We start from the raw sequence: 12136 nt of genomic DNA, 5'->3' as shown, positions 1-12136 counted from the left end.
TGGTTCGGGGTGGGTGGTCAGCGGAACACGACGGTGCTGGAGCCGTGCATGAGGACGCGGTGCTCGCAGTGCCAGCGGACGGCACGCGAGAGCGCGAGGCACTCGGCGTCCTGGCCCACGTTGGCCAGAGCCTGCGGGGTGTAGGTGTGGTCGACCCGGTTGACCTCCTGCTCGATGATGGGCCCCTCATCGAGGTCTGCGGTGACGTAGTGGGCGGTGGCACCGACGAGCTTCACGCCGCGCTCGTGCGCCTGGTGGTAGGGCTTCGCCCCCTTGAAGCCGGGCAGGAACGAGTGATGGATGTTGATCGCACGCCCCTCGAGCTGATGGCACAGGCCGTCGGAGAGGATCTGCATGTAGCGCGCGAGCACGACCAGGTCGATCTCGTACTCGTCGACCAGGTCGAGCATGCGCTGCTCGGCCTGCGGCTTCGTCTCCGCCGTGATCGGGATGTGCACGAAGTCCAGCCCAGCCGCCTCCGCCATCGGGCGGAGGTCCTCGTGGTTGGAGGCGACGACCGCGATCTCGCCGCCCAGGGTGCCGCCGCGCCACCGGAAGATGAGGTCGTTGAGGCAGTGGCCGAACTTGGAGACCATCACCAGCAGCCGCGGCTTGCGCTCGTCGTGGAAGGTGAACGACATGTCGAACCGATCCGCGATCGGCCCGAACGCGGCGGTGAGCTCGTCCACGTCGGCTCCGTCAGCAGCGGCGAACTCGGTCCGGAGGAAGAACAGCTGCCCCATCCGGTCGTCGTGCTGCTGGTGCTCGAGGATGTCGAAGCCGCGGTCGTACAGGAAGCTGGTGACCGCCTGCATGATCCCCGGGCGCTCCGGACACGAGAGCGTGAGCACGTTGGTCGTCGCCGTCGGGGCGGTCGCCACGGACGCAACAGCGGTCGAGCTGGGAGGACTGATGGTCATGCTGGGCTCCTGATCGCGGTAATGATACACAACTCATATATCAGAATGATCGTAGAACGGCTCTCAGAGCGCCGTCAAGGGTTTCCCGTACGTCACGAACGGACTGCCACGACACCACGACGAGGCGGGCCCAAGGGACATGCCCTTGGACCCGCCCGATGGAGTCACCTCAGAGTTGGCCGATCACCGCCTGAGCGTCCCGCTGCAGCGCGGCACGAGCGTCGGCGTCGGCGACATTGAGTGCGCTGGCCGCCAGGTCGGCGTACTCCCGCAGCAGCGACCGCGCGGAGGCGTACCGTCCCGCAGCGACGTGCTTGGCGGCCTGGCTGAGCCGCTTCTCGAGGACGCTCTCCCCGGCAGGGGTGATCTCGCCGGAGCGGGCGAGCCGCTCGGTCAGGGCGGTGAGCTCGGTCAGCGAGGTGGTGGTCGTGAACGTCACCGTTCTCGTCGTCGCGTGTCCCGCCGTGTCGGTCGCGGTGACCTTGAGGGTGTGCGACCCGAGCGAGAGCCGCCACAGGGGAAGCGTCTCGCCGGTGACCGCGGCACCGTCCAGGGTCGCGGTCAGGGACCCGACACCCGAGGTGGCGTCGGTGGCCGACCAGGAGGCATCCCCGGCGTTGCCGACGGTGGCGCCGTCGGGGACACCGTCGACCGCGACCTGCGGAGCGGTCTTGTCGATCCGCACCACGACCTTTCCGACCTCGGAGACGTTGCCGCCGCTGTCGGTGGCGCGGTAGTGAACGGTCGTGACACCTTCCGCGGACACCGTGAGCGGGTTGTTGGCGTTCTCCCAGGTCTGACCGCCGTTGGTCGAGCGCTGCCGGGAGGCGACGGTGCCGTTGTCGGTCGCGGCGACCGCCACCGACACGTTCCCCGTCCACCAGCCGTTCTTCCCGGTCGGCTGTGCCGGGTCGAGCGTCGTGGACACCGCGGGAGGCGTGACGTCGGCGAAGCCGTCGCCGACGAACCTGATCCGGTCCAGGGTGACCCCACCGGTGGAGGTCACGAACAGCTCGCCGCTGCCCGACGGCGCTCCGGCCAGGTCGGACGTGGTCTCGGACCAGTCCTCGCTGGCCACGTCGAACGAGGCGAACGGCGTCGCGTCGGCCGACCCCCAGCGCAACGCCACGGTGCCGGTCCCGCTGGCCCGCAGCTTCGCCGAGGTGATGCCGGCGAGGTTGACGGGCTTCCAGGAGAGCCAGTCGCCCGCATCGAGCGAGGTGACCTTACGCAGGCCGCTCGCCGTCTCGTCCGGTGCGATCGCGACGCCCTCGGAGGCGTCTGCCCACTCGGCTTCCTGCGACTTCGGGTTGAGGATCATCGAGACCTCGGACCGGGCCGCGGGCACACCGTTGGCGCCGTTGTCGGTGTAGCCGATGACGACGACTCCGTAGATGTTCTCCGTCTCGCCGTGCTCGGTGGCGTCGGCGGGCGTCGGGATCGCGAACCGGCAGCCGGTCCCCTGACTGAGCGGGTGGGCGTGGACGTCGTGCCCGAGGCCGAACGTCCAGGTCACCCGCGAGCACACCGTCGCGCTCCCGTCCTCGGGGTCGTCGGTCGACACCTGGAACGGCACCGCCTGACCCCAGTCGAAGAAGCCTCCCTCGGCCGGTGTGGCCACCTCGATCGTCGGCGCGACGTTGCCCACGCTGATCGAGGTCGACGTGATGCCGCGACGTCCTTCGGCGTCGGTGACCCGGAGCCGGGCGGTGTAGCGGCCGAGCTTGTCGTAGGTGTGCGACGTGGTCGCTCCGGTGGCGTCGAAGGTGCCGTCGCCGTCGAGGTCCCAGTCGTAGGTGAGCGCGCCACCCTCTGGGTCGACCGAGCCCGAGCCGTCGAACTCGACGGTCAGCGGTGCCGAGCTGCTGGAGATGGGGTCGGCGACGATGTCCGCGCGCGGCGCCTTGTTACCGACGCTGTAGTCGATGCGGTAGAGGCCGGCATCCGGGTTGGCGCGGAAGAAGCCGTCTCCGTAGTCCAGGACGTAGAGCGACCCGTCCGGTCCGAACTCGATGTCGATCGGGCTGTCGGTGATCGGCTGCCGGTTCGTCTCGAGATCGATGTTGGGCAGGAAGTGCTCGATGTGCGAGACCGGGCCGCTGGGCCAGTCGACGGTGAACGCGGCGAGGTAGTCCTGGGAGAACTCGGCGAAGAACGCCTTGCCGTCCCAGTACTCGGGGAACTTCGTCGGCGAGGGGTTGTCGGCGTCGTAGTGGTACACCGGCCCGCCCATGGGCCCCTGGCCACCAGCCGGACCGAAGTCGGTCAGCTCCGGCCACGGCTGATGGGTGTTGTTGTCGCCGTAGTAGAGGGTCGAAGCCGTGGCCGGCGGAACGGTCGAGAGTCCGGTGTTCCACCGCGAGTTGTTCTCCGCCCCGGCGGCGCAGTCGAAGAACTCCCGCGGCGTCGCGGTCTCGAAGTTCCACTCGTTGTAGTTGAAGTTGTCGCCGGTGCAGTACGGCCAGCCGCCGTTGATCGGCTCGTCGATTGCGGTCGTCTGCCACTCGACGTACCCCATCGGGCCACGATCCGGGTTCGGCGCACCGGCGTCCGGGCCGTAGTCGCCCCAGCTCACCGAGTTCGTCGCGGGGTCGACATCCATCCGGAACGGGTTGCGCAGACCCATCGCGAAGATCTCCGGTCGCGTCCCTTCCGTGCCGGGGGCGAAGAGGTTGCCCTCGGGGATGGTGTACGAGCCGTCCTCCTGCACCGCGACCCGCAGGATCTTGCCGCGCAGGTCGTTCGTGTTGCCCGCACCGCGGCGGGCGTCGAACCCGGGGTTGAACCCGGGGGCGTCGTTGTTGGGCGCGTACCCGTTCGCACCCGGGGTTCCGGCCGGGGTGTTGTCACCCGTGGCCAGGTAGAGGTTTCCCTGGTCGTCGAAGTCCACGTCGCCGGCGACGTGGCAGCACTGGCCGCGCTGCACCTCGACCTTGAGGATCACCTGCTCGGTCGCGAGATCGAGCTTGTCGGCGGACTCGTCCCACTTCACACGGGTGAGCTGGTTGTAACCCTTCCACTGGTCCCAGTAGGCCTCGGTCTGACCGGCGGGCAGCGTGTTGGGCGCCGAGCCGGACGGCGTGGTCGTCGGGTACGGGCCGGTCATGGTGCGCGGCGCGTAGTAGAGGTAGACCCAGCCCGACTCCTCGAAGTCGGGGGCGAGGGTGATCGTCTGCAGGCCGTCCTCGGAGTTGTTGTACGTCGAGATCGTGTTGACCACTCGAGTCGTACCGGCGTCGGGGTCGACGAGCCGGATGTCACCGTTGCGCGCGGTGGTGAGCACGCGCCGGTCCGGCAAGACGGCCATGTCGATCGGCTCACCGGTGTCCTTGGTGAGCGTGACCTTCTCGTAGTTGGACCAGTCCAGGGCGAGCTCGCCCCCGGGCTCGGTGCCGTGGTCGACACCGTCGTGGGCGGCGGCGGGCGTCGCGAGTGCGAGCCCGGAGGTGAGAGCGAGCGCAAACCCGGAGGTCACCGCGAGGAGTGATCGCCGGGCACGACGGCGGGGTACCCCACCGAATGAGCTGTGTTTGGGCATGACGGTTCCTTGGAGAACGAGGGCGGGTGAAGCCGAAGAGGGCGTCCGAGCACGCCGGTGGCCGGAGCGCGACCTGATCAGGGCGCGCTCCGGCTGTTCGCGAAGGGAAAGAAGCGACCGGTCAGCCGCGGAGCTCGTCCATGTTCTGGTAGCTCAGCTTGGCCAGGGCCAAGGACTGGCCCGGGTTCAGCGCACCGCCGGGCGCGGTGTCCTGCTCCCACATCGGGTTGTGGTAGCCCCGTGCCGGCATGTCCCCGAAGAAGGCCTGGTAGTCGATGTCGCCCTCCCCGAACGGCGCCATCACGTAGCCGTTGGCCTGCGTCGCGTCCCTCTTGCCGTCCTTGGCGTGGAACAGCGGGAAGCGCATCGGCGCTGACTTGACGACCTCGAGCGGGTCGAAGCGGTCCTCGACGAGGCTGCCGTCGGGGGCGGTGTAGGTGTGGTGCTTGTGCTGGGCGACGTGCGCCCAGTAGATGTCCATCTCCAGCGACACGTAGCGCGGGTCGGTGTTCGCCAGGAACCACTCCAGCCGGCGCACCCCGGACGACCGCGTCGGGCGGCCCAGGGCGTCGGTCGGACCACTGTCCAGGAGGAAGCTGTAGGCGATGTCGTGGTTGTGCGTGTAGAGCTTGAGTCCGTGACCCGCGGCGCGCTCGCCGAGGATGTTCCAGCGATCGGCCGCGGCCTGCCAGTCGGCCAGGTAGGCCGACCCGGTGGGGTCGCTTCCGGTCCCGATGTGCCTCATCCCCAGGATGTTCGCGACCTCGCACGCCGCGTCGAAGGCGGCCAGTGAAGCATCGGTGATCGTGGAGGGAACCGACCCGTGGTTCCCCTCGGCCTCGAGACCGTTGTCGTCGAGCCACATCCGCAGCAGGCGTGCGCCCTCGACGTTGTTGACGTTGCCGCCGGGCGCGTTGGCGCTCTGGTTGTAGCCGGCGAACTCGATCTGCCGGTAACCGATCTTCGACAGCTCCTCGAACACCGCCTTGAACCCCGAGGCGTACGGGCTGGTGGCCGGGTCGCGGCTGATCGCGTCGCGCACCGTGTAGAGGATGATGCCGCGCCGCGGCCGGGGGATCAGCAGCGCGTCAGCGGCAGCGGATCCAGCGAGAGGGACACCGCCGAGGGCGATTCCCGCCGCGGCCATGCCTGTCGTTGCCGCCAGCAGCTGCCGACGGTTGAGCCCGAGCTTGCGTGCGATAGCCGGAACCTCGTGGTTCTCGGCAGGGGTGGGACGGTTGCGCATCAATGCTCCTTCGGGAGGGTGAAGCCACAAGTGAGCCGCAACTGTGACCTGTGTCACGTTGTGCGATCGTCAACCTACGGTTCCAGCCAAGCCTCCGTCAATAGTCATGATGGAACTCTCGAAAGTTCGAAAGTATCTTTCGAAAGTTCAGTGATCGGCCCTTGGCACCCTCGCGCAAGCACAGAAATAGCCAGAGGCCGTGCCCGATTCCTTCTTCTAGGAACCGCACACGGCCTCTGGCCTGGTGTTTCGGTGGAGGTAAGGGGACTCGAACCCCTGACCCTCTGCATGCCATGCAGATGCGCTACCAGCTGCGCCATACCCCCGTGGCGTTGTCCCGGTCGATCACCCCGGGCAACGAGAAGAACAGTAGCGGAATCCGCTCCCGATCACGAAATCGGGGCCCCCATTCCGTAGGTGGCGAGTCGCCAGGGCGCCGACGGGATGAGTCCGGGCGCAGACTCCCGGGCCACGAGCTCGATCCAGGCGCAGTTCGTGAGCGGGGCGAGCGTGGTGACCACGGACGGGTCCCACCCGAGGAAGGCGGCCAGGCCCTGGCGGATGGCTCCGCCGTGGGCGACGACCACGACCGTCTCGCCAGGCGCGACGGTCTCGGCGACGTCGTGGAGCGCAGCGCTGAAGCGCGCCGCGACCGTGGGCCAGGACTCCCCGCCGTAGGGCTCCCAGCTGGCCGGCATCTCACCGAAGCGCTCGAGGATCTGAGCCCGGTCCATGCCCTCGGCCTCGCCGGCGCAGACCTCCCGCAGCCGAGGGTCGTAGGCAGCCTCCCGGCCGGTCTCCTCCGCGACGTACGCAGCGGTCTGCCGCGCCCGCATCAGGTCGGAGGAGACGAGGCGGGTGACGGCGAAGGTCGTCGCGAGCGCATGAGCGGCGGCCTTCGCCTGCTGGTGCCCGGTCTCGGCCAGCTCGATGTCGGTCTGGCCCTGGTAGCGCCCCTCGGCGTTCCAGCCGGTGACGCCGTGACGGAGCAGGATGAGTCGTCGGATCTCGGCCGGCTCGACCACGGCCCCTCAGCCCTCCGAGACGACGTCGGCGGGCAGCGAGATCGACGGGCAGTCGCGCCAGAGCCGCTCGAGGGCGTAGAACTGGCGCTCCTCCTCGTGCTGGACGTGAACGACGATCTCGCCGTAGTCGAGGAGCACCCAGCGCCCCTCCTTGTGGCCCTCACGGCGCAGCGGCTTGGAGCCGAGGTCGCGCAGCTTCAGCTCGACCTCGTCGACGATCGACTGCACCTGGCGCTCGTTGGGAGCGGAGGCCAGCACGAAGGCGTCGGTGATGGCCAGCTGGTCGCTGACGTCGAAGGCCATGATGTGCGCGGCCTTCTTCTCCGAGGCCGCGCGGGCGGCGGTGATGGTGAGCTCGATGGCGTGCTCGGTCGCGGTCATGCGCGGTCCTTGTCTGAGGGAGTCTTGCGGTAGAGGTCGTGCTTGCCGATGTACTGCACCACGCCGTCGGGGACGAGATACCAGACCGGCTCGCCGCGATGACGTCGCTCGCGGCAGTCGGAGGAGGAGATCGCCAGTGCGGGGATCTCGAGCATGGTGATGCGGTCGGCAGGGATCTTCCCGATGACCTCGGGATCCATGTTGTATCCCGGACGCGTGCACCCCACGAACTGGGCGAGCTCGAAGAGCTCGTCGGTGTCGCGCCAGGTGAAGATCTCGGCCAGCGCGTCGGCTCCGGTGATGAAGTAGAGCTCGGAGTCGGGCAGCGCCTTGGCCAGATCGCGCAGGGTGTCGATCGTGTAGGTCTTGCCCGCCCGGTCGATGTCGACCCGGCTGACGGTGAAGCGGGGGTTGGCGGCGGTCGCGATGACCGTCATCAGATAGCGGTGCTCGGCCGGCGACACGTCCCGGTCGGCCTTCTGCCACGGGTCGCCGGTCGGCACGAAGACGACCTCGTCGAGGTCGAAGAAGGACTGCACCTCGGAGGCCGCCACCAGGTGGCCATGGTGGATGGGATCGAACGTGCCACCCATCACCCCGACGCGGCGCTTGCCGGTCAGGCCCTCCAGACCCGGCTCGGGCGCTCCCCCGCTGCCCATCTGATCAGCGCTCAGGAGTGCTCACGGCCGCCGGCGAACCAGACCAGCACCAGCAGAGCGAAGACGAGAATCGCCAGAGCGACACCACCGATGACCCACTCGACGCCGGAGGTGCCGTGCTCGGCTCCGTGCTCAGCGGCGGTGATGATGCTCGACACAACAGAGTTCGACATGGCGCACAGGTTACCTTGCCCTGTGCCTGGTCAGCGCACGTGCCCGTCCCCCGTGACCACATACTTCGTCGAGGTCATCTCGGGCAGACCCATCGGACCCCGAGCGTGCAGCTTCTGGGTGGAGATCCCGATCTCCGCGCCGAAGCCGAACTCGCCGCCGTCGGTGAACCGCGTCGAGGCGTTGACCATCACCGCCGCGGAGTCGACGGCAGCGGTGAACCGCCGGGCCGCGCCGAGGTCCTCGGTCACGATCGCCTCGGTGTGCCCGCTCGACCAGCGCCGGATGTGGGCGACGGCCGCGTCGAGGTCGGGCACCACGGCGGCGCTGATCTTCAGCGCCAGGAACTCGGCCGCATAGTCCTCGTCGGTGACCGGCTCGACCAGGTCGTAGGCCTGGAAGGCGTCGTCGCCGTGGATCTGCACGCCCCGCTCCTGCAGGGCGGGAACGACCTTGGGCAGGAACTCCTTGGCGATGTCGGCGTGCACGAGCAGCGACTCGGCGGAGTTGCACACGCTGGTGCGCTGCGTCTTGGAGTTGATGACGATCGAGAGCGCCTTGTCGAGGTCGGCGGCCTTGTCGACATAGACGTGTACGTTGCCGACCCCGGTCTCGATCACCGGCACCGTCGACTCCTCGACGACCGTGCGGATCAGACCGGCGCCACCGCGCGGGATGAGCACGTCGACCAGACCACGGGCGCGCATCAGCGCCTTGACCGAGTCGTGCCCCTCCCCCGGGACTACCTGGATCACGTCGGCCGGCAGGCCGACGGAGGCGACCGCGTCACGGAGCACCGCAGCGATCGCGTCGTTGCTGGCAGCGATGTTGGAGGAGCCGCGCAGCAGCGCCGCGTTGCCGGACTTCAGGCAGATGCCGGCCGCGTCGACGGTCACGTTGGGCCGGGCCTCGTAGATCATCCCGACGACTCCGAAGGGCACCCGCACCTGACGCAGCTCGAGACCGTTGGCCAGGGTGCTGCCGCGTACGACGTCTCCGACGGGGTCCGGGAGGGCGGCCAGCTCGCGGAGCGCGGCGGCGATGCCCTCGAGGCGCTCCGGGGTCAGGGTGAGTCGGTCGATGATGTTGGCCGGGCTGCCCGACGCCTCGGCGCGAGCAACGTCGGTCGCGTTGGCCTCCAGCACCTCGACGGCCCGCTCGAGGAGCGCGTCGGCCATCGCGTGCAGTGCCGCGTCCTTCACGCTGCGCGGCGCGACCGCGAGCTCGTAGCTCGCCTCTCGTGCCTTCGCCGCCACCTCACGAATCACTGCCTCAGCACTCATGTCAGCAGCCTATGCCGTCCGGCGTACGCAGCCACCACCCTTTCGCCGTGCGGACCGCTCGCGACAGGTCAGTCCCCGCCACCCAGGCCGAGCAGCTCACCCAGACCTCCGAGCGGGCGGGAGGGGCTCTCAGACGGCTCCGCCGAGGCCACCGGGTCGGCGCTCGCCGAGCCCGAGGGCGACGATCGCAGCTTCCGCGGCGCCTCCGCCGGGGTCGTCTCCTCGGGTCTGTGTGTCGGTCGCGTCGTCGGCGACGACTGGAGCCGGTCCTTGGTGCGAGCCGGCTCCACGGGCGAGGAGCGCACGGCGCTCTCCTCCAGCTCGGACTCGTTCATCGCCGGATAGTCCACCGGCGGCTCGTAGGACCTCCGCACGAACGTGATCCCGGATGTGGCACCGGCGAAGAGGGCTGAGAGCACCAGCGCCGTGATCCAGGGCGTCCAGCCACGCCACCAACGTCCGGCAGAGCTCCGGGCCCCGTCGAAATCGCTCACTCCCACAACCATCCCCCATGGTGCGTCGGCGCCGTGCTGCGCGCTCCGCATCCTAGCGACGATCGGCGTCCTTCGGGGCGGTGTTGACGTCACCGGATCGCGCGATATCGAGCAGGAGATCGTGCGCCCGAGCGGCCACCGGATTCTCGGTACGCCGCGCCCCGAGCTCGACCAGTGCGGCCAGGTCCGCGGAGCGGGCCAGATCGAGGGCCTCCGCGGTGCTGCCGCCACGCACCGCGACGTAGCCCTCCAGCACCCCCGAGACGTACGCCTCCACGCGATCGAACCGCAGCAGGTTGCCGAGGTCGGTGTAGGGCGAGCCGGCGTGGGCGAACTCCCAGTCGAGCACCGCGCGCACGCCCAGCGTCTCCGGGTCGACGATGAGGTTCTTGGGGTTGAGGTCGCTGTGGACCAGGCTCACCCTGACGACGGCGTCGAGCAGGTACTGGGCGTCGGCCGCCACCTCCCGCAGCCCGTCGAGGTCCTCAGGCCCCCAGGCGAGACGCTCCGCGTGCGACTCGACCCACTCGGTCAGATCGAGTGCGAACGGCTCGATCCGCAGCTCGCTGTCGGCGAAGGTGCCAGCCGTCAGGAACGGCATCCCTGCCAGCGTCGCCGCGATCTCGCCGAGGCCACGCCCGAGCCTGCTCTGCTCCTTCTCGTCCAGCTCCGGGAGCAGCAGGTCGCCACGTACGCCGTCGACGAACTCGGTCACCAAGAGTGCAGGTGTGCCCATCGCCGGGTCGGCGCGGCGTACCTCCAAGACCTCGGGAACCGGGACGAGGCCCCGCACCAGCCGGTGCAAGGCCCCGTGGATCTCCGCGGCCTGAGGGTGATGACGTGGGTCGGCGAAGACTCGCACCACCGACCTCTCGTCACCGGCCTCTGCCAGGAACGTCTCGCCGGACCAGCCGCCGTCGAGCGGCTGGAGGCCCCCACCCAGTTCACCGAAGCTCACGCGACCACGTCCGTAGCGCAGGCGCCAGGATACGGACGTGGTCCCGTGCCGTCTGGATGGTTCACTCGCTGACGCTCGCTCACCCGAGGAGGCTAGTCGGTCAGGCGCAGGGACGGGTCTTCGGCTGCAGATAGATCCGGTGGGTCGCCCTCGAGCTGTCCCACATCTTGTTGAACCGGGCGGTGTAGGTGGTGTAGTAGCTCTTCGAGGTGAACCGGAAGGTGACCTCGTCGTTGCTGAACGACGGCGGCGACCAGTTCTCCGAGCCGGTCCAGACGCTGTAGGTGCCCCTGTCGGCGAAGCGGCCGTTGACGCTCATCCACTTGTAGTGGGAGTAGCAGCGCGAGCCGTAGACGATCTCGTCGCCGCTGGTCGACGTCTTCTGGCCCCAGTCCCAGGCGGCGTCGCGCGCGGGGATGCCGACCGCCCTCAGCTTGCGGTAGACCACGTTGCTGGTGACGGAGCCGATCACCCGGACCACACAGCCGCGCTTCTTCAGCCGGACGACCTCGTCGGCGATGCGCTCGCCACGGCGGCCGTACCACGCGTACATGTGGATCCGCAGGATCGTCTTGCCCTTGCTGCCGTAGCCGCTCGGCGCACTGCAGCCGATCAGGCGAAGCCGGTCGATCACCTTGTCACCGGTGCCGCGCGCGTAGATCTCGTCGTTGGTCGTGCCCGTGTGCTGGCGCTGGAAGCCGACGGAGGTGCCGCCGCCGGACCAGGAGACGTAGCGCGGGGTGGCCTTCCGGTCGGCCTTCAGCTCGTTGAACATCCGCAGCCAGGTCTTCCACAGGCTGTCGTTGGCGTAGATGGTCTGAGCGTCGTTCCACTGCGAACCGGCCGCGCCGCCACCGAGGTTGCCGGAGCTGTTGATGATGACGTTGCGCTTGGTCCCGATCTGGGTGAACGAGTGGATCTTGATGTGCAGGTTGCCGGTGTCGTAGCCGCGGCACGCACCGGCGCAGCCGTAGATGAAGCTCGGCCGGGAGCGCCTGGTGCCGAGACGGTTGGCCAGCTTCCGCTCCCCGCTGCTCCACATCTTCCGGTTGACCAGGATCTGCACGTGCACGCCACGCTTGTGTGCGGCGATGAGGTGATCGACGGTGTCGGCGCGGTCCAGGTTGTAGGTGACGAACCGGATGTAGGAGCCCTTGGCCGCGTAGCGGATGCTGTTGTTGATCCGGTGGACGATGAAGTTGCGCTGCCCCGCGTCACCGGTCGGATTGTTGAAGAACGGCCCCGCCGGCGGCGACCAGGTCGCCGCGGTCGCCGGGGTCGAAACCACGGACATCGTCGCCACGACCAGGGCAGCCACGCAGCCAGCCACAGCCGAAGCGATCGAGATCTTCCGGGTCGTCTTCGACCTCAGCACATTCACCCACATGCGGCCGGACTATACCCAGCGACGTATGACCCGCAACGACAATTCCCAGAACAAGATGCCAAACCGAAAGAAAC

At 68.7% G+C, this 12136-nt stretch carries 12 protein-coding genes and 1 tRNA gene; all 13 read right to left on the bottom strand.

The window, feature by feature from the left end:
- Window positions 1–17: 17 nt before the first annotated feature.
- Entirely contained in the window at window positions 18–920 is a 903-nt protein-coding gene (gene purU, locus ACFVJS_RS11595; protein ID WP_378879741.1) for a formyltetrahydrofolate deformylase, read from the bottom strand.
- Between the two features lie 169 nt (window positions 921–1089).
- Complete coding sequence (locus ACFVJS_RS11590; protein ID WP_378879738.1) at window positions 1090–4395, bottom strand: PQQ-dependent sugar dehydrogenase; 3306 nt, start codon at window positions 4393–4395, stop codon at window positions 1090–1092.
- Window positions 4396–4579: 184 nt separating this feature from the next.
- Entirely contained in the window at window positions 4580–5704 is a 1125-nt protein-coding gene (locus ACFVJS_RS11585) for a sugar phosphate isomerase/epimerase family protein (RefSeq protein WP_378879735.1), read from the bottom strand.
- A gap of 253 nt (window positions 5705–5957) precedes the next feature.
- A tRNA-Ala gene (locus ACFVJS_RS11580) sits at window positions 5958–6030 on the bottom strand.
- A 63-nt stretch (window positions 6031–6093) separates the two neighbouring features.
- Complete coding sequence (locus tag ACFVJS_RS11575) at window positions 6094–6729, bottom strand: histidine phosphatase family protein (protein WP_378879732.1); 636 nt, start codon at window positions 6727–6729, stop codon at window positions 6094–6096.
- A gap of 6 nt (window positions 6730–6735) precedes the next feature.
- On the bottom strand, window positions 6736–7110 hold the full coding sequence (gene rsfS / locus ACFVJS_RS11570) for a ribosome silencing factor (protein WP_378879730.1): 375 nt from the start codon (window positions 7108–7110) through the stop codon (window positions 6736–6738).
- Complete coding sequence (nadD, locus tag ACFVJS_RS11565; protein WP_378879727.1) at window positions 7107–7769, bottom strand: nicotinate-nucleotide adenylyltransferase; 663 nt, start codon at window positions 7767–7769, stop codon at window positions 7107–7109. Before nadD ends, rsfS begins: the two co-directional genes overlap by 4 nt.
- An 11-nt stretch (window positions 7770–7780) precedes the next feature.
- Window positions 7781–7942, bottom strand: a complete 162-nt coding sequence (locus ACFVJS_RS11560; RefSeq protein WP_378879724.1) for a hypothetical protein — start codon at window positions 7940–7942, stop codon at window positions 7781–7783.
- A 30-nt stretch (window positions 7943–7972) separates the two neighbouring features.
- The gene (locus tag ACFVJS_RS11555; protein WP_378879721.1) at window positions 7973–9223 is read right to left on the bottom strand and encodes a glutamate-5-semialdehyde dehydrogenase; all 1251 of its coding nucleotides are present in this window, start codon (window positions 9221–9223) and stop codon (window positions 7973–7975) included.
- 68 nt (window positions 9224–9291) lie between these two features.
- Entirely contained in the window at window positions 9292–9717 is a 426-nt protein-coding gene (locus ACFVJS_RS11550; protein ID WP_378879718.1) for a hypothetical protein, read from the bottom strand.
- Between the two features lie 52 nt (window positions 9718–9769).
- Window positions 9770–10675: a phosphotransferase family protein gene (locus ACFVJS_RS11545; RefSeq protein ID WP_378879716.1), complete on the bottom strand. Its 906-nt coding sequence runs from the start codon at window positions 10673–10675 to the stop codon at window positions 9770–9772.
- Window positions 10676–10775: 100 nt separating this feature from the next.
- Window positions 10776–11969, bottom strand: a complete 1194-nt coding sequence (locus ACFVJS_RS11540; protein WP_378879713.1) for a phospholipase D-like domain-containing protein — start codon at window positions 11967–11969, stop codon at window positions 10776–10778.
- Window positions 11890–12136, bottom strand: a 247-nt coding sequence (locus ACFVJS_RS11535) for a hypothetical protein (protein WP_378879710.1), incomplete at its 5' end; no start/stop codon positions are given. The genes ACFVJS_RS11540 and ACFVJS_RS11535, both read right to left, overlap by 80 nt.

The sequence above is a fragment of the Nocardioides sp. NPDC057772 genome, from assembly GCF_042798075.1.
Lineage (GTDB): Bacteria > Actinomycetota > Actinomycetes > Propionibacteriales > Nocardioidaceae > Nocardioides.
This window is presented reverse-complemented; position numbering and strand designations above follow the sequence as displayed.

What these genes read in the sequence shown, in the direction of transcription:
- purU (WP_378879741.1), bottom strand. Translation starts at nt 920, where the DNA reads ATGACCATCAGTCCTCCCAGCTCGACCGCTGTTGCGTCCGTGGCGACC.
- nadD (WP_378879727.1), bottom strand. Translation starts at nt 7,769, where the DNA reads ATGGGCAGCGGGGGAGCGCCCGAGCCGGGTCTGGAGGGCCTGACCGGC.
- ACFVJS_RS11540 (WP_378879713.1), bottom strand. Translation starts at nt 11,969, where the DNA reads ATGTCCGTGGTTTCGACCCCGGCGACCGCGGCGACCTGGTCGCCGCCG.
- ACFVJS_RS11560 (WP_378879724.1), bottom strand. Translation starts at nt 7,942, where the DNA reads ATGTCGAACTCTGTTGTGTCGAGCATCATCACCGCCGCTGAGCACGGA.
- rsfS (WP_378879730.1), bottom strand. Translation starts at nt 7,110, where the DNA reads ATGACCGCGACCGAGCACGCCATCGAGCTCACCATCACCGCCGCCCGC.
- ACFVJS_RS11585 (WP_378879735.1), bottom strand. Translation starts at nt 5,704, where the DNA reads ATGCGCAACCGTCCCACCCCTGCCGAGAACCACGAGGTTCCGGCTATC.
- ACFVJS_RS11555 (WP_378879721.1), bottom strand. Translation starts at nt 9,223, where the DNA reads ATGAGTGCTGAGGCAGTGATTCGTGAGGTGGCGGCGAAGGCACGAGAG.